Origin of the sequence: Rathayibacter sp. VKM Ac-2927 (genome assembly GCF_022815525.1) — a bacterium.
In the GTDB taxonomy this organism is placed as follows: domain Bacteria; phylum Actinomycetota; class Actinomycetes; order Actinomycetales; family Microbacteriaceae; genus Rathayibacter; species Rathayibacter festucae.
Genome location: NZ_JALGRT010000008.1, coordinates 129,231 through 150,122 on the forward strand (window position 1 = coordinate 129,231; position 20,892 = coordinate 150,122).

Genomic DNA, 20,892 nt, shown 5'->3' on the forward strand with positions numbered 1-20,892 from the left:
AGGATTTTCTAATTCGGGGCAATCTTCATCAATCTTCGGCGATCGACCCGCTTCCCGTCAGTCGCCCGTGCAGTCAGTTGCCCGTGCAGAACACCCGGTCGGACCTGACCGACGCCGTGCTCTTCGCGCCGGTGCCGACGGAGCCCTCGGGGAGGGTCGTCGTCGCGTTGAGGGTGAAGGCGCTGGTGACCGAGAGGGTGGTGCGCAGGCCCAGGGTGGAGCCTGCGGGCAGCGGACCGGTGAGGGTGACGAAGCGGGTGGTGCTGCTCGGGGAAGTGATCGTCGCGATGCTCGGGGTGGCCGTGAACACGCCGATGTTCGCGACGCCGCTGCCGACGATCGTGATCGTGGTCCCGACCGGCAGGTCGGCGGAGCCGGCGGTGAGCGTGAAGCCGGGGCCGAGGATCCCGGGACTGCCGCAGGTGCCGTTCAGGACGAAGGCTCCGACGTCGAGGCCGGACGCGGCGGCGGCGGGCGTGCCGACGGCGACGGCCACGACGGGCACGGTCCAGGCGGCGGCGGTGGTGACCGCCCGGCGGGAGACGCCGCGGGGGTCGGGGCGGCGGGCGGGGTGGTCGGCGGGGGTGCGGACGTCGATCATGGCGGCCTCTCGTGCGGCGGGGGAGGGGCTCCCGGGGGAAGAAGGCCCACGAGGGATCCTGGCAGGCGGCACGCCCCGCCGCGCAGTGCCGGCGCGCCCCCCGAGTGGGGCGGCGACGACTCCGACCCGGACTAGCGCGGCTCGGTCGTCGCGGACTCCGCGCCGAGGAGGACGCGGAACATCCGGTCCAGCGGCTCGCGGAGATCCTCGTCGGCGGCGGAGGCGATCGGCTCCACGGCGGCGGAGGTGCGCATCACGGTGACGCCCATCATCGTCGCGATGGCGAGCTGGGCTCGGACCAGCACCGGGGCGGTCCGCGGGTCGTCCGGGCGCCAGCCGGCCGCGACGGCGAGCCGGCGGGTGAACTCCTCGAGGGTCTCCCGGCGGATCCGGTCCGCGGTCGCGTCGCCGGAGGAGCGCAGCAGGAGGAGGAGCTGCAGCGGGTCGTCGTTGTTCGGCGCGCGGAGGACGTGGCCGATCAGCCGCTGGACGATCGCGTCGAGATCCGCGGGTCCGCCGGGGGTCTCGGACTCCAGCTCGTCCGAGGTGCGGCGCATGCACGCCTCGAAGAGACCGTCCTTGGAGACGAAGTAGCGGTTGATCAGGGCCACGTTCACTCCGGCGTCGGCGGCGATGTGCCGCACCGTGGTCGCGCGGTAGCCGTCGGTCGCGAACCGGCGCCGCGCGGCCCGGATCAGCGCGCGCTTGGTCGCCTCCGCGTCCCGGCCCGGGCGGACGAGCTCGTCGTCGGCGTCGCCGCCGGAGACCGCCGTGACGACGTCCTCGCTGTCAGTGCTCATGTCCCACTCCCGTCGACCAACCTAGCCGAGGACAAGTAAACACGTGTTGACAGGCGCACCGCGCTGGCTACACTCGACAAGTAAGCACCTGTTTACACGCCGCTCACACGCCGCACACCAGCCGAGGAGACGCATGTCCACCACCAGCCAGCCCGCCGCGACGGGCTCGGTGCCGACCGGAGTCCCGCCCGAGAGCGCTGCGCCGCAGCGGAAGCCGCGCGGCACCGCGATCGTGCTCTACCTCTCGCTCGGCGGTCTCTCGTTCGCCGTCCTGCAGTCGCTGGTCGCCCCCGCCCTGGGCACGATCGGGCAGGACCTCGGCGTGGCCACGAGCGACGCGAGCTGGGTGCTGACGGCCTACCTGCTCTCCGCCTCGGTGCTCACGCCGATCCTCGGTCGCCTCGGCGACATGGTCGGCAAGCGCAAGGTGCTGATCGTGGTGCTGTCGCTGCTGCTGGTCGGCACGGTCGTCGCCGCGATCGCGCCGAACCTCGGCGTCCTCATCGTCGGACGTGTCCTGCAGGGCGCGGCCGGTGCGGTGATGCCGCTGTCGATCGGCATCGTCCGTGATGAGCTGCCACGGGAGCGCGTCAGCGTCACCATCGGGCTGCTGTCCGCCATCTTCGGCATCGGCGCCGGAGTCGGCATCGTCGCCGCCGGCCCGATCGTCGAGGCGCTCTCCTGGCACTGGCTGTTCTGGCTGCCCGCCGTGCTGGTCGCCGTCGCCCTCCTCGGAGCGGTCTTCGGGATGCCGGAGTCGCCCGTGCGCACGCCGGGCAAGCTGGACCTCGTCGGCACGACGATCCTCTCGATCGGCCTGGTCGCGCTCCTCCTCGCTATCAGCGAGGGCCAGAACTGGGGCTGGGGCGACGCGAAGACGATCGGCCTGCTCGTGCTCGGCGCGGTCGCCCTCGTCGCCTTCGTGCTGGTCGAGCTGCGCGTCTCCGAGCCGCTGATCGACGTCCGCCTCTTCCGCCACCGCGGGGTGTGGACCGCGCACATCGTCGCGCTCGCCTTCGGCTTCGCGATGTTCGGCACCTTCATCCTCGTGCCGACCCTGCTCCAGCTGCCCACGGTGCTGGGCTACGGCTTCGGCAAGTCGGTCAGCGAGGCGGGTCTGTTCCTGCTGCCGACGGTCGTCGCCATGGTCGTCTCCGGCGTCGTCGCGGGGGCGATGATCCGCCGCGTCGGGCCGAAGATCCCGATGATCACCGGCGGCGTCGCCGTCGCGATCGCGTTCGTCCTCCCCGCTCTCGGACACGGCGAGGAGTGGCAGATCCTCGTCTCCGGCGTGCTCACCGGCATCGGCATCGGCATGGCCCTCGCGGCCACCTCGAACGCGATCGTCGAGAGCGTGCCCGCCGCCCAGACCGGCGAGGCCATCAGCGCGAACACCGTCCTGCGCACCATCGGCAGCAGCATCGGCACCGCGGTCATCGCCGCGCTGATCTCCTCCAGCGTCACCCCGCAGGGCGCCCCGACGGACGAGGCGTTCACCGTCGGCTTCTGGGCCTCGGCCGGAGTCGGAGCGCTCGCGATCGTCGCCGCGCTGCTCGCGCCGTCCCTGCGCGCGCGACGCCGCGAGGCCGCGGCCGCCGGTGTGGACGACATCGAGGAGCTCGGGACCGCTTCCTGACCGGTCCGCGGCCGCTCGGCGCGTCCGCCGGTGCTCGCTCGGGACGCCGGCGGCTGTCGCTGCCGTCCGGGATCTGCGAGGCTGCCCGGATGGCATCGGAGCAGAGCGGCCCGCCGGTCTTCGCGGACCCGCGACGACTCGGCGCGGTCGTCGGTCTGGCCGGCGCGGTCGTCTTCGCGTTCTCGTACTCGCCCGCGGAGCCCGTCGCGATCGTCGCGCGGGTCCTGGCCGGCGCGACGGTCGCCGCCGCACTCTGGTTCCTCTTCGTCCGTCCGCGCCCGCTCGGGCCCTTCGCACCGCCGAGGCCCGCGCGGCTCGCCGTCTACGGCGCCTGCGTGGTCGCGGAGTTCGCGCTCATCGCGGTCGGCAGCCGGGTCCTGGAGTCGGCGGGCCGCGGTGAGCTGCGCCCGGCGCTCATCGCGCTCGTGGTCGGGCTGCACTTCCTCCCGTTCGCGTGGGCGTTCTCCGAGCGGATGTTCGCGCTGCTCGGCGGCGCGCTGGTCGTGCTCGGCGGCCTCGGCCTGCTCCTCGGCAGCGGCGCGGCGGCCGTGCTGGCGGCGGTCGCGTCGGGAGTCGCGATGGCGCTGCTCCTGCTCGTGTACGCCCTCGGCGCGTTCGCGCCGCGGAGCCGAGCGCCGCGGAGCTGAGCGCGCCCGTTCCCCGCTGTCTGAGATCCTTCTCATAGACTCGACCGCAGTGCCCGGATGAACGTCTCGCTCCTCCGCTCCGTACCCCCTGTGACGGGCCGCCCGGCCGGTCGGGACAGGAGGCGCCGATGGCACTCGCGGCGCTGACGATGCCGACGACGATCGGGCCGCAGACGACCGGGCCGCAGACGACCGGGCCGCAGACGACCGGGCCGACGACGACGAGGCGACGAGGGGACCGCACCGCGATGACGCAGCCCGACCCGCGCCCGGCGCCCGTGCCCGCCGCCGGACCCGCCGCCCCGCCGCTCGATCCCATGCCCGGCGATCCCACGCCCGGCGATCCCACGCCCGGCGACCCCACGCCCGGCGACCCCACGCCCCTCGACCTCACCGCGGCGTTCGACGAGCACGGATCCGCCCTGCTCGGCTTCGCCGTCAACGCGCTGCGCGACCGCGGTCTCGCCGAGGACTGCGTGCAGGAGACGTTCCTCCGGGCCTGGCGCTCGCGCGAGCGCTACGTCGCGGAGCGCGCGAGCCCGCGCACCTGGCTGTTCGCGATCGCCCGCAACGTGATCGTCGACGCGCACCGCTCCCTGCAGCGGCTGCCGCGGATCGTGCCGGCCGAGGTGCTCGACGACGTCCCCGGCGACGACGTCGATCCGCTCGAGCCGCTGATGATGGTCGAGGCGCTGGCCCGGCTCTCGCCCGAGCACCGGCAGGTGATCGTCGCGATCCACCTCCGCGGCGAGAGCTACGCCGAGGTCTCCGCGGCGACCGGAGTCGCGGTCGCGACGCTCCGGACCCGCACGTTCTACGCTCTCAAGGCGCTCCGCACGCATCTCGCGGCGCCCGACTCGACTCCGGAGGACCGATCGTGACCAGCAGTGGCGGACCCGGCAGCGGCGGAACCGGCAGTGGCGGACCCGGCAGTGGCGGCCCGGACGATTGCGGGCGCCGGGAGGAGCTGATCGCCGCGGCCCTCGCCGGCGAGCTGTCGGCCGAGGAGGCCGCCGAGCTCGACCGGCTGCGGGCGGAGGATCCGAGCGTGGACGAGGAGCTGGCCTCCTTCGGCGCCGTGCTGTCCGGGCTGGGCGGCGTCGGCCGCTGGGAGGAGCCGGAGCCCTCGGCGGACCTGCGCACGCGGGTGGCGGCGCTCGCCGGCCCGGCGCTGACGGCGGTCCCGAGGGCCCGTGGCGAGGAGGCGCGGGATGCGTCGGACCGGCCCGCGACGGGGCGCCGGATCGCGCTGGGCGTGACGGCCGCGGCCGCCTGCGTGGCGCTCGGCGCCGTCGGCGGTCTCGCACTGCAGGCGCTCGGCGACCGACCGCCCCAGGGTGGGCCGGGCACGCTCGGCGCCGTCGAGCCGATCGCGTTCGCCGAGGACCCGGCCCTCGACATCGACGCCGAGCTCGTCGCGCACACCTGGGGCACCGAGACGATCCTGCGCGGCAGCGGCTTCGCCGTCGGCGAGAGCTACGAGGTCGTCCTCGTCACGGCGACGGGCGTGCGGCTGCCCTCGGGCTCGTTCCTCGGCAGCACCGCCGAGCTCGACTGCGCCATGAACGCGGCCGTCCTGCGCGCCTCCGTCGCCTCGATCGAGATCACCGACGAGAGCGGCGGAGCCGTCGCGGTCGCCGAGCTGCCGGTCGTCGAGAGCTGACGATCGTCGGCGACCGATCGGCGGCTCAGCGCCGCGGCGCCGGCACGAGCCGGGTCAGCCGGCCGATCAGCCACTCCAGCGGTCCGATGCCGACGAAGCGCCACCACAGCACCGCGACCGCCCACATTCCCAGCACCAGGAGGAGGGCGGCGCCGGGGGTGTCGGCGACGTAGCCGAGGCCCCGGGCCGCGAAGGCGGCGACGACCGCCACCTGCAGCACGTACACCGAGAGCGCGAGCGATCCGACGGCGCGGAACGGCGTGAGCACTGCCGTGATCACCGTGCTCGCCGGCCGCCGCCGGACCGTCGCGAGCAGCACCACGACGACGTACGCGGCGAGCACCAGGCCGAGGTCGTGCAGCGTGTCCGGGTGGCTGCCCGACACGGACTCGAGGCCGATCAGCCGCTCGAGCGCGGGCCGGACCGGGTACGCGAGCACGGCGACGACGGCCAGCACGGCGAGCAGGCGGTCGCGCCGGAAGCCGTGCCGCAGCAGCAGCGCGCCGAGCAGGAAGAAGGGGAGCAGATTCGTCAGCCGGTAGTGCGGATCGACGAAGCTCCACTGCAGCAGGAATCCGACGGGCGTCCGCGCGTAGAGCACCGCCGGGTCGGCACCGGCGGCGACCGCCGCGTTCAGCGGGGCGCCCGCCACGAGCACAACGGCGGCGACGACCGCGACGAGGCGGCTGCGCAGGAGCAGGATCGGCGTCCCGAGCGCGAGCGTGAGCCCGAGGTGCGGCAGCACGATCGCGATCCAGCTGCCCCAGCCGCCCAGCCAGACGCCGAGCGCGACCAGCACGGCACCGCGGATCAGGTTCTGGACGACGACGCGCCCGCCGGAGGCTCCGGGCCGCGCGAGGACCAGCGCCGCCGACATCCCCATCACCAGGGCGAACAGCGGCGACGCGAGGTCGTTGATGGTGCCCGCCGCGAAGCCGACCGCCCCGCCGCGCAGGCTCGGGACGAGCGGCATCGCGTGCGCGATCAGCATCGCCACGATGGCGACCCCGCGCAGGACGTCGGGCACGAGGACCCGGTCCGGCTGCAGCCGGGGGGCGGTCGGGGCGGCGCGCGAGACGGTCGTGGTCGCATCCATGGGGGAGAGGCTACGGCGTGGCCGCCCGCGCCCGCGCGCCGTCGCGCGCCGGGGCGCCCCCACCTCGCGCCACACGACGCTCGCCGCGCGTCCCCGCCCGCGTCCGCGGCACCTCCGGCTCGTGAAACGCGGTCCGGCTCGCGGATCTCGACGGTTCCCGCGTGCCGGAGACGGTTCCGCGCACCGGAGGTGCCCCGGCCGGCCGGCACTGCGGCCGGGTCATGAAGTTCCTGCGAGCCCGGGCCGAGCGCGCGCGCCGGGCGGGCACGGGCGGCATGCTGGAGGGATGACCGACGCCACCACGCCCGCCGCGCCGTCCGAGCGCCGCGCCCGCCCGCCCCGCCCGCAGCTCGTGCTGACCGTGCTGCGCACCGAGCGGCTCACCGAGCACTTCGTGCGCGTGCACCTCGGCGGCGAGGGCTTCGACGCCTTCGTCGAGGCCGCGGATCCCGAGAGGCTCGCCGCGACCGACCGCTACGTCAAGCTGCTGCTCGCCCCGCCCGGCGTCGCGCTCGAGCCGCCGCACGACCTCGACGCCCTGCGCGCCCGCCTCGCCCCCGAGGAGCTCCCGGTGCGCCGGACCTACACGATCCGCTCCGTCGACCTCGAGGCGCGCAGCCTCGCGATCGACTTCGTCCTGCACGGCGACGAGGGAGTGGCCGGACCCTGGGCCGCCTCCGCGCGCCCCGGCGACCGCCTCGAGATGTCGGCCCCCGGCGGCGCCTGGACGCCCCGCGCCGACGCCGCGAACCTCCTGCTCGGCGACGAGTCGGCGCTGCCGGCGATCGCGGCGGCCCTGGAGGCGATGCCCGCCCAGGCCCGCGGAACCGCGCTCATCGAGGTGCACGGCGCCGAGGACGAGCTGCCGCTGACCGTCCCCGCGGGCGTCGAGGTGCGCTGGCTGCACCGCGGCGACGAGGAGGCGGGGCACGCGCTGACCGCTGCCGTCGCGGAGCTGACCCGCCCGGACGGCGCCGTCGAGGTCTTCGCCCACGGCGAGCGGACGGCGATGAAGCGGCTCCGCACGATCCTCCAGGACGACTGGGGTGTCGAGCGCGCGGCGCTCTCGCTCTCGGCCTACTGGGCGCTCGGCCGCGCCGAGGACCGCTTCCAGGCCGAGAAGCGCGAGCCGGTGGGCGCGATCTTCGCCGACTGACGGCGAGTCCGACTGACGGCGACTCCGTCACCTGCGGACGACGAAGGGCCCCTGCACTGCGCAGGGGCCCTTCGACGTTCAGGCGGTGCTCACTCCGGGCGTCAGACCCGCTTCAGGAGGATCGGGGCGCTCGTCGTGGCGTTGCCCGCCGCGTCGACGGCCTTCGCCGTCACCGAGTAGGTGCCCTTCGGGAACACCGCGGTGTTGACCGTGAGGTACCAGTTGCCGTCCGACGCCTGCACGGCGTCGCCCAGCTTGGTGGTGCCGACCCAGTACGTGACTCCGGTCACGGCGGTGTCGTCCGCGGCGGTCGCCATCAGGCTGACGACTCCGGTGACCGACGAGCCGGAGCCCGGAGAGACGATCGCGACGGTCGGCGCCGTGCGGTCGACCGGGGCGGGCGCGGCCGTCGGGGTCGGAGTCGCGGTCGGCGTCGGCGTGGCGGTCGGCGTCGGCGTGGCGGTCGGCGTCGCGGTCGGGGTGGCGGTGGCCGTCGGCGTGGCCGTCGGGGTCGCGGTCGGGGTGGCCGTCGGCGTCGCCGTCGGGGTCGCGGTCGCGGTCGGCGTGGCCGTCGGCGTCGCGGTCGGCGTGGCCGTCGGCGTCGCGGTCGGCGTCGGAGCGGTCACCCCGCCGAACTGGTCGGCGCCGGCGGTGCGGGAGCCCATGACCTGGCCGTCGATGTCGGTGCGGGCCGACGTGGTCGACCCCCAGCCGGCGATCTGGGTCCCGGTCGCGGACAGCACGTGCAGGTCGCCGGTGGCCACCGAGGCGAGCGCCGGAGCGCCCTGGATGTTGCCCTGCTGGTTGAGCAGCGACGGCGTCTTGCAGAGCTTGGTGTTCCAGTTCTCGACGATGGTGTTCGTCATCGGGCTGGTGCAGGAGGAGAGGTAGCTGACGATGTTGCGGTCGAAGACCGTGTTCTTCGCCCCGCCGACCCGCAGTGCGCCCGACTCGAAGGTGTTGTTGCGGATGTAGATGCCGTCGGCCGAGGCCTCCCGGAAGTCCGCGGACGAGCCGCCGCGGCAGTCGCTGGTGATCACGATGCAGCCGGAGACGAAGTTCGACTCCACGGTGATGTCGCTCATGCCGTCGCCGCCGCCGGGGGAGAAGATGATGCCCGCGTTGTAGCAGTTCATCAGCGTGTTCCCGCGAAGGGTGACGTCGTTGCTCTCGAACACCTGGATGCAGTCGGCGTGCAGGCCGTTGTCGATGTTCTGGTCGAAGTTGCGGACCAGGTTGTTCTCGATCAGCCCGTTGTCGGTGCCGCCGACCTGGATGCCGTCGATCGACGAGCCGTTCTCGAAGAGCGAGTCGCGGACGACGACGTTCGCGCTGCGCACGAAGATGCCGGCGCCGTCGATGTGCATCCGGTTCACCGTGATGCCGGAGCCGTAGGTGTAGAAGGTGCTCTTGGAGAAGATGTCGTTCCACACGGTGTTGGGCGTGTAGACCTTCGTCGAGCCGAGCACGGGCGAGGCGCCCGGGGCCGGCTGGACGACGACGGGAGCGGCGACGGTCGCCTTCCCGCCCTTGAGGGTGGTCGTCGGGTAGGTGCCGGCGGTGAGCAGCACGGTGTCGCCGGCGGCGGCGTTCTGGACGGCGGTGGTCAGGGCGCAGGGAGCGGCTGCGGAGCAGGCCGTTCCCGTGCCGTTGGGCGAGGCGTAGCGGTTCGCCGCCGCGAAGCTGGGCGCGGCCGCGAAGAACGCGGCGATCACGACCAGCAGAGCGGCGAGAGTCGCGCTGAGCGTTCGAGTCATGGGCGTGGTGTCCAATCGGGGAAGGTGTGAGCGGGGACTCGGGGCTGGGAGAGGAGGAGGGAGAAGACGAGGGGAGGCCGCACCGGGCCTCGGCGGTGCGCGCCGGGCGAACGGGGGACGACTCCGTACACTGGGCGCGGCGGGAGCGTCCCCGGCGGACGGGCAGCACCGCTGCCTCTGCCGCCGAGATCCCGCCCGGACGGACGGATGCGGCGACGGGCCGCCTCCGCCATCGATGAGCACGGCTCCACGACGGGGCCGGGAACGGAATCGCTGTGAGCGGAGTAGGTTCGCGAGTCCGGACGGTGCTGGGCGGGCTGCGCAAGCGCACCGCCCCGCTGCTGAAGAGCCCGGCGGTGCTCTCGCTCGGCGCGCGCGGCGTCTTCCTCGACGCTCCGCGCCTGCGCAGCGCCCGCCGCTCCGGCGGGGCCCGCGGAGCCAGTGGTGCTCAGGGCCGCGCGATCCTGATCGCGCCCCCCGGCGCCGGCAACATCGGCGACGCCGCGCTGGTCGGCGCGTTCCTGGAGAACGTGGCCGGGCCGATCACCGTGATCACCCGCTACAAGGGCGACTTCCGCATCCCGGCCGAGCAGGCCGACCGCGTCGAGATCGTCTCGCTGGGCACCCTGCTCTACGGCGGCCTGCCGAGCTTCGTCCGCGACCTGCGCCGCTTCCGGGCCATGCTGCCCGGTGCCGCGTCGGTCTCGATCGTCGGCGCCGACATCATGGACGGCGCCTACAACTTCCGCGCCTCGACGAGCCGCGCGCTCGTCGCCCGCAGCGCCGCGTCGGCCGGAGTGGACACCCGCGTCCTCGGCTTCAGCTGGAACGGCAAGGCGCACCCCGGTGCCCTCGCGCAGCTCCGCGACGCGGACCGCGCCGGCACGACCCTCTTCCTCCGCGACCCGCTCTCCGTCGAGCGCGCCCGCCGCGACGGCCTGGACGCGAAGGCCTCGGCGGACATCGTCTTCTCGGCGCGCTCCGTCGACCAGGGCCGCGCGAGCACCGAGCTCGCCGCGCTGGACACGACCGGCGGCATCGCGATCGTCAACGTCTCCGGCCTGATCGACACCGACCAGACCGGCGCCTACGTGGAGATCATCGGCGGCCTGCGCGCACGCGGCCTCGCGGTCGTGCTGCTCCCGCACGTCATCAAGCACGGACCGGACGACCTCGCGGCCTGCCGCAAGGTCTACGCGGCCCTGCCGGACACGACCGGCGTCGCCTTCGTCGAGGACGTCCTCACCCCGGCGGAGGTGCGCGGCTTCACCGAGCGCGCGACCGTCACCGTCACCGGCCGGATGCACCTGGCGATCATGTCCCTGATGAAGGGCGTCCCCGCGATCACGCTCGCCACCCAGGGCAAGGTCGAGGGCCTGATGGCGATGTTCGAGCTGCCCTACCTCTGCGTCGAGCCGGGTGCCGGTCTCGCCGGCCGCGTGGGCGACGCCCTCGAGCGCGTCCTCTCCGACCGCGACAGCGTCTCGGCCGACATCCTCGCGAAGCTGCCCGCCGTGCAGGAGCTCAGCGCCGCGAACTTCGCCGGCCTGCCGCGCGCCTGAGCGGCGCGGGCGGGCTGTCGCGGGGGTCGTCGGCACGGGCGTCCTTCCGGGCGTCGAGGGCGGAGGAGCGGCTCATGCCCTGACCGCGGCACTGCGGTGGGGGGAGTCGCTCGAGAGGTCGGCCGGAGGAGTCCGGCGCGTCTGCTGCGACCCTAGGCGGGGCGTTCGAACGCCCGTTCGCAATGAACCTTCCTCCGGACGGGGGTTCCCGTTCAGGGGGCGCACTCCGGCTCGACGCGCCGCCGGTCCGTCCGATCCCGCCCCGGACGGGTGCCACGGGCCCCCGGTGCTGCCCCGAGCGCGAAGACGCGTTCGGCTCGCGGAACCGCATCGGGCTCGCGGAACTGTCCGGATCCGGTGTGCCGAGGCGGGTTCTGCGTGCCGGAGGGGGTTCCATGAGCCGAGGATGCGCGCCGTCGGTCCCGTCGCCGTCAGACCGAGCGCCGTCAGACCAGGCGCCTGCCGCTGAAGCGGTCGATCGGGGCGTCGCGGCGCATCGCCCGCTCGTACATGCGGTGGAACGGCTCGGTCAGCACGCCGTTGGAGCGGTCGAGGGCGTCCTGCCAGGCGACGATGTCGCCGAGCTGCGCCGCCAGGTCGGCCCGCAGCGCCGCCTCGTCCACGGTCGTCGACTCGCCGCCCGCGACGACGACCCGCCCGGCGACGATCACGGTGTCGATGGACGAGCCGTTCTCGGAGTAGACGAGCTGGTTCTCCAGGCGCTGGCGCGGGGTGAACGCGAGCGTCTCGAGGTCGAAGAGCACGAGGTCGGCCTGCTTGCCCACCTCGATGCTGCCGGTGACGTCGCCGAGCACGGCGCTGCGCGCACCGCCGATCGTGCCCGCGGTCAGCACCTCGGCCACCGTCGGCCACGTCGACAGGTCCGGATCGGTCACCTTGTGCAGCAGCGCCGCGGCCTTGATCACGTCGAGCATCCGCGGGGAGTCGCTGCTCGAGCAGCCGTCGGTGCCGAGCCCGAGGTTCACCCCCGCGTCGTGCAGCGCGCGCCACGGCGCGATGCCCGAGCCGAGCTTGAGGTTCGAGATCGGGTTGTGCGAGACGGAGGTGCCCGCCGCCGCGATCGACGCCATGTCGGAGTCGGTCAGCCAGATCCCGTGCGCGAAGGTCGTGTTCGCGGAGAGGGCGCCGATCCCGGCCATGTACTCGACCAGCGTCGAGCCGTGGAGCTCCTCCCCGGTCACCAGCTGCGTCTTGGTCTCGAGGACGTGGATGTGGCACTCCGCGTCGTGCTCGAGCGCCAGCTCCGTCGCGCCGACCAGCAGATCGGCGCCCACGCGCTGCGGGGCCGAGGGCGCGACCATGTAGCGCAGCCGTCCGCCGCCCCGCCCGTGCTGGGTGGCGAAGGCGGTGCGACTGAAGTCGAGGTAGCCCTCGGTGGTCGGTCGCGCCGCCCCGCGGACCGAGTCGAGCAGCTCGGCCGGCAGGTACTCCTCGAGGAACGGCATGGTCTCGAAGAAGGGCTTGCTGATCACGTGCCCGGAGATGTTCGCCCGGATGCCGATCTCGTCGTAGGCGTCGAACACCGCCGCCAGCTGCGCCGCGTCCTGGTCCGGGTTCTCGAGCACGTCGTCGACGAGCGTCGTGACGCCCGCCTTCAGCGACTCGAGTGCGAACAGCGACGAGCGCAGCCGGATCAGGTCCGGAGCGACGCGGCTGTCGCCGAGGATCGGGTACGACAGCAGCATCCACAGCTCGAGCGGCAGGTTGTCGTAGCGCCCCTTGTAGAGGTACTCCCACGAGTGGGTGTGCGCGTTGACGAAGCCCGGTGTCACGAGGCGGTCGCGCCCGTCGAGGACCTCGTCGCCCGGCTCGGGCTCGAGCCCCGGTCCGATCGCCGTGATCACGTCGTCGACGATCCGGATGCTCGCCGTGATCGGGACGGCGCCCGAGACGGCGTCCATGGTGATGACGGCGGCGTCGGTGATGAGGAGGGGCATGGCGGTTCCGTTCGTGATGCGGTGGTGCAGGAGCAGGGTGGTGCGGGAGCGGGTGGTGCGGGAGAAGAGGAGCGGGAGTGACGGGGCCGGCTACCCGAGGACGGGCTCGGACTCGCGCGCGGCCGGCTCCAGGGCCTCGCGCTTCCGCACCCAGGACGCGGCGTCGCCGCGGCCGAGCAGCAGATAGGCGAGCCCCGCCGAGACGCCGCCGGCGAGCCAGGAGACGTCGACGCCGCCGAGCGCGGTCGCGGCCGGTCCCTGCAGCGCCGGCACCGAGCCGTTCATGAACAGCCAGGTCAGCGTCGCGCCGATCGCGAAGGAGAGCAGCGCGCGCCAGCGCACGTCCGGCAGCAGCGGCGAGCCGACCGGGGCGAAGAGGTGCCCGAACGAGCGCACCCCCGGCTCGAACACCGTGTAGTGCACCAGGACGATCGCGCCCCACGGCGCGACCCAGCCGACCAGTCCCACCAGCCAGGCGTCCAGCGTCGTCGCCAGATCGTCCTGGAAGACGAAGAACACGGACGCGGCGAAGGCGAGCACTCCGACGATCAGGCTGAGCGCGCGGCGGCCCAGGCGGATGTCGAGCGCCTGGGTGGCCATCCCGAACGAGTAGATGTTGAGCACGTTCGTCGCGATCGGCCCGTGCACCACGAGCAGCAGCACCGGGATCGCGAGGGCGCCGAAGTTCTCCACGATCAGCTGGCCCGGGTCGACCGAGCCGTTCTTCGTGGCGAGCGTCGCGCCGAGCACGCCCAGCCAGACGACGGGGACGAACTGGCCGAGCACGCTGGCGAAGTAGAGCTTCCGGCGCGAGGCGCGGGGGCTGACGAAGCGCGAGTAGTCGCCCGCGTAGGCGAGCCAGGTGAGGCCCCAGCCGATGCCGATCGCGGTCATCACGATCGACATCGCCGCGATCCGGTCGCCGCCGGTGAGGGCGCCCTCGGCCGGGCCGGCGTAGGACCAGTCGATGTCGAGGAAGAACCAGGCGACGATCGACATCACGGCCAGCACCAGCAGGGTCGGCGGCACGGTCCAGCGCTCGAAGGCTGCGATGGCCCGGTAGCCGAGGAACGAGATCGCGACCTGGATCGCCATGATCACCGCGGCGACCGCGACCTTCCAGCCGATGTTCGCCGCCTCCGGGTCGACGAGGCCGACGGAGCCGAGCAGCGCGATCACCAGGTCGAGCACGATCCAGGTGTTGATCGCGCACCAGCCGATCACGACGACGGCCTGGATCACGGCGGGTGCGTAGTTGCCGCGCCGCCCGAAGACGGCCCGGCCGACGAGCATCCCGGTCGCGCCGGTGCGCTGGCCGAGCAGCACGAAGAAGCCGAAGACGGCCATGCCGACGACGTTGCCGAGCGCGAGGACGGTGATCGTGTCCCAGAGGCCGAGGCCCATGTTCACGCCCAGCGCGCCGAGGACCCAGTTGATCGGGGCGATGTTGGCGCCCGCCCAGATCCAGAACTGGCCGTCGAGGCGCGCGTTGCGACGGCTCTCGGGGAGCGGGGTCAGCGCGTCCTCGGTGTCGGTCGGGCCGTGCAGGGTGTCGGAGCTCATGGGTGGATCCTCTCGAAGCGTGAGGTGGAGCGGGGAGTCGGAGCGGGGAACGGTGGACGGCGCCGCGGCAGAGCGGGCTGTGGAGGAGCGCGGCGGGTCGGGCTCCACCCTCCCGGCGGGCGGTTTCGGCGGCCGCCTCGCCGTGTAAATTCGCCGTGACGCGAGAGGACGTTCTGCATGGTGATCCCGCTGTCCGAGGCGCTTCTCGACCCGCTGCTCGCGGCCGCCGGACCGGTCGTGGTCGCCGGCGGGGAGGCCGCCGCGCGGGTGCCGATCCGCTGGGCGCACGCCAGCGAGCAGCTCGACGTCGCGCCGCTGCTCCTGGGCGGCGAGCTGCTGCTGATGGAGGGCGTGAACCTCTCCTCGGACCAGGATCCCCAGGAGTGCCGTCGCTATGTGGAATCCCTGGTCACGGCGGGGATCGGCGCCCTGGCCGTCGAGCTGTCCGAGCGGCTGCCGAGCGTCCCGGCCCCGCTCGTCGCCGCGGCCGACGACCTCGGGCTCGCCGTGCTCGCGCTGCCCCGGCGGGTGCCGTTCGTGCAGGTCTGCGAGAGCATCAACACCCGGCTCACCGAGCAGAAGTTCCGGAGCCTGCGGGTGGCGGACAGAGTGTCCGGACTTCTCGGCGAGGCGGCGGCCGCGGACGCCGGGATCGACGAGCTGCTGAAGGTCGTCGCGAGCGCCACGGGCGCCAGTGCCGCGCTCGTCTCGCCGGCGGGCGAGGAGATCGTGCGCGCCCATCCCGGCCGCGGCGTCGACACCGCGCGCACCGCGGGCGCCTCGTCCGGGGTGCTGCGGGCCGGCGACTCCCTCCTGGGCACGCTCTACCTCCGCGCCCACGACGAGGCCGACCTGCACGGCGTGGCCGTCGCGCTCGACCGCGCGCCGGACGTGCTCGCGATCGCCCTGCTCCGGCGGCGACCGCCGACCGCGCGCGAGCGGCTCACCGCGCAGCTCTTCGCGGTCGCGACGGCGCCGTCCGCGCGCCCCGACCCGAGCGCGGAGCTGCAGATCGACGCGCTCCTCGGCCGGCTCGGCGTCGGCGGGCGGGAGTGCTTCCTCGGCGTCTGGGCCGACGTCGGCGACGACGAGCGCACCCTCCGTGCGGTCCGCGCCGCGCTCGACCGTTCGGTGCGGGGGTCAGCGGACTCCGCGAGCGTGATCTGCGTCGCGGGCGGCGAGCTGCTCGCGCTGCTGGCCTTCCCGGACGCCGTAGCGCGGGAGCGGGCGAGGGCGCTGCTGCTCGGCGAGTGGCCGCCCGCTGCCGGGGCGTCCGCGCTGGTCTGCGTCGGCAGCGGCGCCGACGCGGTGGCGCGGGTGCCGCGCGAGCTCGCGGAGGTGCGCGGGGTGCGGGAGTGGACCCGCGCCGAGAGCGGCGTCGTCGATGCGCGGCTGCACCGGCTCGAGCGCTTCGCCAGCACGCTGCGAGACGACCCCGAGGCGGATGCTCTGGTGGAGGAGGTGCTCGGCCCGCTGCGCCGCGGCCGGCCGGAGCTGCTCGCGACCCTCGAGACGTTCGCGTCGCACTGGGGGAGCAAGACCGCCACCGCGGCCGCCCTCGGCATCGGCCGGCAGACTCTCTACGACCGCCTCGCCCGCATCGAGTCCCTGATCGGCCCGCTCGACGTCTCCCCGGCCCGCACCCGCGTGCTGCTCACCGCCGTCTCCCTGCACCGCGCCCGCGCGGCCCTGCCCCCGGCCGCCCCGCGCTCGACCCGCCCGTTCCCGCCGCCCTCGGACCGCTGACGAAGCGCCCGGTCGAGCCGCTCGCAGAGCCCCAAAGTCGCAGGATCTGGTGATCGAGTAGACCGCCGCATCGGAGTATCGAGAACCGCGGACTCCGTGGGAACATCTCGATGTGCGAACGAGTGCGAGGCCGACGGTGGGGAATAATGACCGCAGCGGAGAAAGGAAAAAGAGACAATGAAGACTCACCTAGTAGATCCTCGCAACGTCGACGGCGAAGTGGATAACCCGGTCTATCGCGTCTACTTCACAGAGGCCGAGACGATCGAGGAGGAGATCCGTATCATCGAAGCGCGAGATGTCCTGGAGGTGATTGAATGGGCGGAGCGAGATGCTCGTGGTCTTCCGTTCCGACTGTACCTCGAGCACCCGAGCGCCTTCAATTCCGGAAAAGCAACACTCGAGCTTCTCTTCTCGCGGTAAGGGTCGCTTCTACTTACTTCTGACGTAGAGAAAAGTCGATTGGCCCGATCCTGAGATCTCTGTACTCAATGGTGGCGCTCCTGCGACCGAATGGCTGGCACGAAAGTAGGCGTCTGCGCTTATCCTTGGTGCTCCTTCGGCGGGGACATACCATGTCCGTGGCTGGCCGAGTGCACCCACCGGGATGTTCTGGACGTAGTTCGACTCGGCGACGATCTGCAGGCTTGCCACGCTGTTCCGGCTGGTCTTGCCGAGAAGCGAGAGGACCCTGACAGGGATGTTGCCGTTGGGTCCGGAGCAGGTGACAACAGTTTTAGCGATAACACCGCCCGTGCCGCGAGACCATTGTGGATTGTTCGTCTTCCCGACGCAGCTGTATTTCGCTTCATCGGCGAACTGAAGCTTCTGTCCGTCGGGTTGCGCGTAAGTGCCCGCGGGGATGGTGATGGATGAGGACGTGCTTTCATCCGGCGAAGCGTTTCGCATGTCCAGCTCCGCGTGGGCACGGGATCGAGGCTGGGTGCTGCCGACGTCGTGTTCGGTATGCCGATCATGGCGCTCGACAATGCGACGATCGCAGCCATTTTCCTTGCGCTGTAGAACCACATTTCTTACCTCCGTAGGTTTGCTTGTTGCGGATTGTTCTTGACGGAGATTTTTGTAGCCACGTACGTGCTGGCGCAATGCTGACGGCAATCAATATGTGGATCACTGTTTACTGCGAATCGGGAGAGCGCTCCCATTGCTGTAGATCTGCGGAGTGGAGGGGTGCCGAACTCGTGGGCTGTCGTTTGGTGAACGGACGTTGCGCGTTTCAGCCGAACGTCGCGCGCCATCGTTCTACCTTCGGTGGTCACCTCTTCGTTGAGCGCGGCAATCACGTAACGTGTGCCCCGACGCCGCGCTCGACTCGTCGTTCCCGACCAGGCGGCCCGTTTACGGGGCGTCCCGACCAGTAGGCGAGGTCTCAGCGCGGCGGCAGCGCGGCGCCCGCGACGGCAGAGCTGCCGAGGTCGCTCTGGGGGAGGGGCTCGCCGGAGGCGAGGGCGTCGGTCCAGGCGGCGGTGTCGGCGACGGCCGCGAAGTTCGAGTTCAGCAGGGCGAGCAGGGTGGTGTGCACCGTCTCGGCGTCGACGGAGCCCGCCGCGTTCGAGATCGCAATGGCACCGGTCGCGTCCGAGAGCACCTCCGCCGTCAGCCCGTGCGTCTCGGCCTCGGCCGCCGAGGCGAGGATGCAGTTGTTGGTCATGTAGCCGACGAGGGTGATCGTGTCGACGTCGCGCTCGCGCAGCCAGGCGAGCAGGTCGGTGCCGGCGAAGACGGTGCCGAACTGCTTGGTGATCGACGTCCACTCATCACTGCGGCGGCCTTCGATCTCGGGGTGCAGCTCGAAGCCGGGGGTGCCCGGTGCGAAGACGGGTGCTCCCTCGCCGCTGCTGTGCTGGACGGCGGCGATCGGCAGACCGGCGGCCGTGGCGGCGTCGAGCGCGGCGGTGATGGCGGGCAGCGAGGTCGCGTGCGGCGGGTAGCGGATCTCGAGCGGCCCGGCGAAGTACTCCTGCTGGACGTCGACGAGGATCAGGGCGCGGCGGGGTGCGGTCATGGTATCTCTCCTGGATCGGGGTGGTGCTCACCAGACTGCCCGTCTTCCGGGAGTCGAGGGACTCGCGGATCGACGGCGCGGACGTCAGGTCGTCGCGAGGGCGATCCCGAGCAGGAGGAGCGAACCACCCGAGGCGAGCACGCGCGCGGTGTTGGCGCGGATCCAGGCGCGCTCGAAGCCGCGCCGGGCGTCGGAGAGCGGACCGCCGGCGGCGCGGTCCAGTCGCAGGTTGAGCGGCACGCTGCGCCCGAAGGTGACGACGTACTGGGCGAACAGCGGGTTCTGCACCGCGGCGTTGATCGCGGTCATCGCGCTGACGAAGGCGCGGTCGTCGGTCCGGCCCAGGCCCGGCATCACCGCGCAGGCGAAGGCGTAGAAGAAGCCCGCCGCCAGGCCGCTGGTGACGAGCGCGGCGAGCAGGAGCGGCACGAGGAGAGCGTCGGGCACGGCTGCCTTTCCGAAGGGTGGCTCAGGCGGACGGTGTGCGGCGGACGGGACATCGGTCCATGCGAGCGCATGCTCACGAGAGGGAGACACCGCGGGCATCCGCTGCCCGGTCGGCGCGCACTGCGTCCATGCTCGCCGAGCAGCCCGCAGCGGGGAATCAATGCTGATCGAGTAGCCCGCGGAGCGGGCGTATCGAGCGGAGGTGGCGCCTCCGGCGCCAGCGCAGGGCGGGGAGGAGACCGACGTCCTTGGGGTGGGCGGGTCTGGATGCGCCCCTGCAGGGCTACTCGACCAGCATGTGTGCGGGCATCTCTTCCAAGTAGATCCCCCACCGTCAGAACGGTGCGGGAGCATCGTCGAAGCGGGGCCCCGGGGGCGGGTCGGGTGGCCGCCCGGGCAGGGGTGGCGGGCGGTTGCTGATCCGTCGGCCGGTCGGGCTCGTCCACTCGATCGTCCCGTGGTCGTCGACCCGGTCGTAGCTCCACTGCTCTCCGTGCCGGATGTGGTGGTGGGACGTGCAGAGCATGACGAGGTTCTCGAGCGAGGTCTCGCCGCCGTTGCGCCACTCGATCGTGTGGTCGGCCTCGCTGGTGGCGGCGGTCCGGGTGCAGCCGGGGAAGCGGCAGGTCTGGTCCCGCAGCTGCAGGTGCAGGCGCATCTGGGGCGGTGGAGTGCGCCAGGTCCGGCCGGCGGAGACGACGGCTCCGGTTTCCGGATCGGTGAGGACGCGGGTGAAGGACGCAGCGGTGCGAATGAGCTCACGGGCGATCGGGGCGGGGACGGGGCCGTAGCCGTCGAGCTCCGCGGGCGCATCGTCGAGACCCACGGCGGTGGACGCCGCGAGCGTGAGCCGCACTTCGGCGCGCACGCCGGGGACGAAGGTCGGGTCGGGCCGATGCTCGTCGTTCGGCGTGGTTCCGATGATGTCGCCGTCGCAGAGCAGATCGACCGCCGCATCGGCGCTGAGCTGCTGCAGGGTGCGCGGGTCGCCCTCGTCGCGGAGGGTGCGGGAGATGCGGCGGAGTCGGTCGTAGGCGCCGGAGACGGCGGGCGCGGGAGCGTAGACGCAGAGCGTCGCCATCCCGTCGACGTCCGGCGTGACCCAGACCGCGCGGTCCTCCTTCGCGCGCGCGTGGCGCTCGGCGAGCGGCTGCTCGTGCAGCTCCTCCCGCCAGCGACCGAGTGCTCGGCGCAGCTGCGTGGTGGTCATCCTGACGGCGGCGTCGGCGCCGCGCTCGTCGAGTGCGGAGCGGGAGGTCTCGGGAAGGCTGCTCGCGGTCCTGCAGATCGCCTCGCCCAGCTCCCAGAGGATCAGGCCGTCGCGCAGCAGCGCGCGGGTGAGCGGCAGGTGCTCCATCAGAAGCTTCGCGGTCTCGAGGCGGCGGGAGACCTCCCGCTCGGACACCCCGAACGCCACCGCCAGTTCGGCACGGACGGAGCGCTCGACGAGGTCGCGGGTCTCGCTGCGAGTCGCGCCGCGGGCGAAGGCCTCCGGGACGGTGAGCGCGATCCGGTAGCCGCGGTGCATCCGCTCCGCCGCTCTGAGGCGCGTCGGGGACGCAGCGCGCTCGGCGGCGGCGGAGTCGTCGAAGCAGTCGCGCACCTCCGCGAGTGCTGCCGCATTCTCGTCTTCTGACATACGGGTATTGAATCAGGCACCACCGACACCGGAGTGGGGTGGCGGGCCGATCGGGGACAGTGCTGTCAGATCGGGGGTTGGGGAGGAGGCTCGCTCCCGGATGTCCCGGCGGTGGTGGGTCTCAATGCGCCCTTCGGGCTGCTCGACCAGCGTGCAAGGGCCGCCTGCGGCGGCTGCTCGAGGGGCGGGCGGCATCATGCTGATCGAGTAGCCCGCGGAGCGGGCGTATCGAGATCCACCAGCGTCAGAACAGGAGTCTGCAGACCCGCCGAGCTGGTGACGGCGGGTCTCGATACGCCGCCTGCGGGGCTGCTCGACCGGCGGCGCTACTCCGTCTCGGTGCGGGTCTCCGTCTCGTCGGAGGAGGTGATCTCGGTGTCGGTCTCGTCAGCGCGGTCGCGGAGCGCGTCGGCCATGGCGCCCGCGCCCTCGTCGCCGTGGTCGTGGTCGACCTGCTCGATCAGGCCGCCCAGCTTGTCGTCGTTGCTCGCGTCCTCGGCGCCGTCCATGACGGGGCCGTTCTGGGTGTCGCTCATGGCTGCCTCTCCGCGCGGACGGAGGTCGACCGCGCGCCTCCGACGCTACGGACCGCGCC

19 protein-coding genes are annotated in these 20,892 nt (G+C 72.8%); 8 read left to right on the top strand and 11 right to left on the bottom strand.

From position 1 onward, the window contains the following. Positions 1-73 precede the first annotated feature (73 nt). Together MT353_RS19765 and MT353_RS19770 are read right to left on the bottom strand one after the other, a co-directional pair. A complete protein-coding gene (locus MT353_RS19765) occupies positions 74-601 on the bottom strand; it encodes a hypothetical protein (protein ID WP_243625683.1) in 528 nt (175 codons plus the stop codon). A gap of 131 nt (positions 602-732) precedes the next feature. After that, positions 733-1,401, bottom strand: a complete 669-nt coding sequence (locus MT353_RS19770) for a TetR/AcrR family transcriptional regulator (protein ID WP_243600295.1) — start codon at positions 1,399-1,401, stop codon at positions 733-735. Positions 1,402-1,534: 133 nt separating this feature from the next. Here MT353_RS19770 and MT353_RS19775 point away from each other — a divergent pair, with 133 nt between their 5' ends. From MT353_RS19775 to MT353_RS19790, 4 genes are all read left to right on the top strand, one after another. Continuing rightward, on the top strand, positions 1,535-3,037 hold the full coding sequence (locus tag MT353_RS19775) for an MFS transporter (RefSeq protein WP_243600296.1): 1,503 nt from the start codon (positions 1,535-1,537) through the stop codon (positions 3,035-3,037). 89 nt (positions 3,038-3,126) lie between these two features. Continuing rightward, the gene (locus tag MT353_RS19780; RefSeq protein WP_243625684.1) at positions 3,127-3,684 is read left to right on the top strand and encodes a hypothetical protein; all 558 of its coding nucleotides are present in this window, start codon (positions 3,127-3,129) and stop codon (positions 3,682-3,684) included. Positions 3,685-3,812: 128 nt separating this feature from the next. Further along, complete coding sequence (locus tag MT353_RS19785) at positions 3,813-4,565, top strand: sigma-70 family RNA polymerase sigma factor (protein ID WP_243625685.1); 753 nt, start codon at positions 3,813-3,815, stop codon at positions 4,563-4,565. Further along, the gene (locus MT353_RS19790; RefSeq protein ID WP_243625686.1) at positions 4,562-5,347 is read left to right on the top strand and encodes a hypothetical protein; all 786 of its coding nucleotides are present in this window, start codon (positions 4,562-4,564) and stop codon (positions 5,345-5,347) included. Before MT353_RS19785 ends, MT353_RS19790 begins: the two co-directional genes overlap by 4 nt. A gap of 25 nt (positions 5,348-5,372) precedes the next feature. Here MT353_RS19790 and MT353_RS19795 read toward each other — a convergent pair whose 3' ends face one another. Next, complete coding sequence (locus tag MT353_RS19795; RefSeq protein WP_243625687.1) at positions 5,373-6,443, bottom strand: DUF418 domain-containing protein; 1,071 nt, start codon at positions 6,441-6,443, stop codon at positions 5,373-5,375. A 286-nt stretch (positions 6,444-6,729) separates the two neighbouring features. On the opposite strand from MT353_RS19795, the gene MT353_RS19800 reads away from it, so the two are divergent. After that, positions 6,730-7,599, top strand: coding sequence for a siderophore-interacting protein (locus MT353_RS19800; RefSeq protein WP_243625688.1), 870 nt, complete (start codon positions 6,730-6,732; stop codon positions 7,597-7,599). A 101-nt stretch (positions 7,600-7,700) separates the two neighbouring features. Here MT353_RS19800 and MT353_RS19805 read toward each other — a convergent pair whose 3' ends face one another. Then, the gene (locus MT353_RS19805; RefSeq protein ID WP_243625689.1) at positions 7,701-9,356 is read right to left on the bottom strand and encodes an Ig-like domain-containing protein; all 1,656 of its coding nucleotides are present in this window, start codon (positions 9,354-9,356) and stop codon (positions 7,701-7,703) included. A 275-nt stretch (positions 9,357-9,631) separates the two neighbouring features. On the opposite strand from MT353_RS19805, the gene MT353_RS19810 reads away from it, so the two are divergent. Continuing rightward, a complete protein-coding gene (locus tag MT353_RS19810) occupies positions 9,632-10,918 on the top strand; it encodes a polysaccharide pyruvyl transferase family protein (RefSeq protein WP_132435121.1) in 1,287 nt (428 codons plus the stop codon). A 446-nt stretch (positions 10,919-11,364) separates the two neighbouring features. On the opposite strand, the gene MT353_RS19815 is transcribed toward MT353_RS19810, so the two are convergent. Together MT353_RS19815 and MT353_RS19820 are read right to left on the bottom strand one after the other, a co-directional pair. After that, positions 11,365-12,876: an amidohydrolase family protein gene (locus MT353_RS19815; RefSeq protein WP_243616453.1), complete on the bottom strand. Its 1,512-nt coding sequence runs from the start codon at positions 12,874-12,876 to the stop codon at positions 11,365-11,367. A gap of 90 nt (positions 12,877-12,966) precedes the next feature. Continuing rightward, complete coding sequence (locus MT353_RS19820) at positions 12,967-14,439, bottom strand: cytosine permease (RefSeq protein ID WP_243625690.1); 1,473 nt, start codon at positions 14,437-14,439, stop codon at positions 12,967-12,969. 177 nt (positions 14,440-14,616) lie between these two features. On the opposite strand from MT353_RS19820, the gene MT353_RS19825 reads away from it, so the two are divergent. Both MT353_RS19825 and MT353_RS19830 read left to right on the top strand, forming a co-directional pair. After that, the gene (locus tag MT353_RS19825) at positions 14,617-16,185 is read left to right on the top strand and encodes a PucR family transcriptional regulator (RefSeq protein WP_243625691.1); all 1,569 of its coding nucleotides are present in this window, start codon (positions 14,617-14,619) and stop codon (positions 16,183-16,185) included. A 177-nt stretch (positions 16,186-16,362) separates the two neighbouring features. Then, complete coding sequence (locus MT353_RS19830) at positions 16,363-16,608, top strand: hypothetical protein (RefSeq protein ID WP_173250837.1); 246 nt, start codon at positions 16,363-16,365, stop codon at positions 16,606-16,608. Between the two features lie 9 nt (positions 16,609-16,617). Here MT353_RS19830 and MT353_RS19835 read toward each other — a convergent pair whose 3' ends face one another. From MT353_RS19835 to MT353_RS19855, 5 genes are all read right to left on the bottom strand, one after another. Next, a complete protein-coding gene (locus MT353_RS19835) occupies positions 16,618-17,214 on the bottom strand; it encodes a hypothetical protein (protein WP_243625692.1) in 597 nt (198 codons plus the stop codon). Positions 17,215-17,575: 361 nt separating this feature from the next. Continuing rightward, entirely contained in the window at positions 17,576-18,211 is a 636-nt protein-coding gene (locus MT353_RS19840; protein ID WP_243600309.1) for an isochorismatase family protein, read from the bottom strand. A gap of 84 nt (positions 18,212-18,295) precedes the next feature. Further along, positions 18,296-18,658, bottom strand: a complete 363-nt coding sequence (locus MT353_RS19845; RefSeq protein WP_243600310.1) for a hypothetical protein — start codon at positions 18,656-18,658, stop codon at positions 18,296-18,298. Positions 18,659-18,992: 334 nt separating this feature from the next. Continuing rightward, the gene (locus MT353_RS19850) at positions 18,993-20,297 is read right to left on the bottom strand and encodes an HNH endonuclease signature motif containing protein (protein WP_243625693.1); all 1,305 of its coding nucleotides are present in this window, start codon (positions 20,295-20,297) and stop codon (positions 18,993-18,995) included. A 326-nt stretch (positions 20,298-20,623) separates the two neighbouring features. Then, positions 20,624-20,833, bottom strand: coding sequence for a hypothetical protein (locus MT353_RS19855; RefSeq protein ID WP_123734716.1), 210 nt, complete (start codon positions 20,831-20,833; stop codon positions 20,624-20,626). Between the last annotated feature and the right edge of the window lie 59 nt (positions 20,834-20,892).

What these genes read in the sequence shown, in the direction of transcription:
- MT353_RS19780 (WP_243625684.1), top strand. Translation starts at nt 3,127, where the DNA reads ATGGCATCGGAGCAGAGCGGCCCGCCGGTCTTCGCGGACCCGCGACGA.
- MT353_RS19830 (WP_173250837.1), top strand. Translation starts at nt 16,363, where the DNA reads ATGAAGACTCACCTAGTAGATCCTCGCAACGTCGACGGCGAAGTGGAT.
- MT353_RS19800 (WP_243625688.1), top strand. Translation starts at nt 6,730, where the DNA reads ATGACCGACGCCACCACGCCCGCCGCGCCGTCCGAGCGCCGCGCCCGC.
- MT353_RS19825 (WP_243625691.1), top strand. Translation starts at nt 14,617, where the DNA reads ATGGTGATCCCGCTGTCCGAGGCGCTTCTCGACCCGCTGCTCGCGGCC.
- MT353_RS19785 (WP_243625685.1), top strand. Translation starts at nt 3,813, where the DNA reads ATGGCACTCGCGGCGCTGACGATGCCGACGACGATCGGGCCGCAGACG.
- MT353_RS19770 (WP_243600295.1), bottom strand. Translation starts at nt 1,401, where the DNA reads ATGAGCACTGACAGCGAGGACGTCGTCACGGCGGTCTCCGGCGGCGAC.
- MT353_RS19820 (WP_243625690.1), bottom strand. Translation starts at nt 14,439, where the DNA reads ATGAGCTCCGACACCCTGCACGGCCCGACCGACACCGAGGACGCGCTG.
- MT353_RS19840 (WP_243600309.1), bottom strand. Translation starts at nt 18,211, where the DNA reads ATGACCGCACCCCGCCGCGCCCTGATCCTCGTCGACGTCCAGCAGGAG.
- MT353_RS19765 (WP_243625683.1), bottom strand. Translation starts at nt 601, where the DNA reads ATGATCGACGTCCGCACCCCCGCCGACCACCCCGCCCGCCGCCCCGAC.
- MT353_RS19805 (WP_243625689.1), bottom strand. Translation starts at nt 9,356, where the DNA reads ATGACTCGAACGCTCAGCGCGACTCTCGCCGCTCTGCTGGTCGTGATC.
- MT353_RS19775 (WP_243600296.1), top strand. Translation starts at nt 1,535, where the DNA reads ATGTCCACCACCAGCCAGCCCGCCGCGACGGGCTCGGTGCCGACCGGA.
- MT353_RS19850 (WP_243625693.1), bottom strand. Translation starts at nt 20,297, where the DNA reads ATGTCAGAAGACGAGAATGCGGCAGCACTCGCGGAGGTGCGCGACTGC.
- MT353_RS19855 (WP_123734716.1), bottom strand. Translation starts at nt 20,833, where the DNA reads ATGAGCGACACCCAGAACGGCCCCGTCATGGACGGCGCCGAGGACGCG.
- MT353_RS19795 (WP_243625687.1), bottom strand. Translation starts at nt 6,443, where the DNA reads ATGGATGCGACCACGACCGTCTCGCGCGCCGCCCCGACCGCCCCCCGG.
- MT353_RS19815 (WP_243616453.1), bottom strand. Translation starts at nt 12,876, where the DNA reads ATGCCCCTCCTCATCACCGACGCCGCCGTCATCACCATGGACGCCGTC.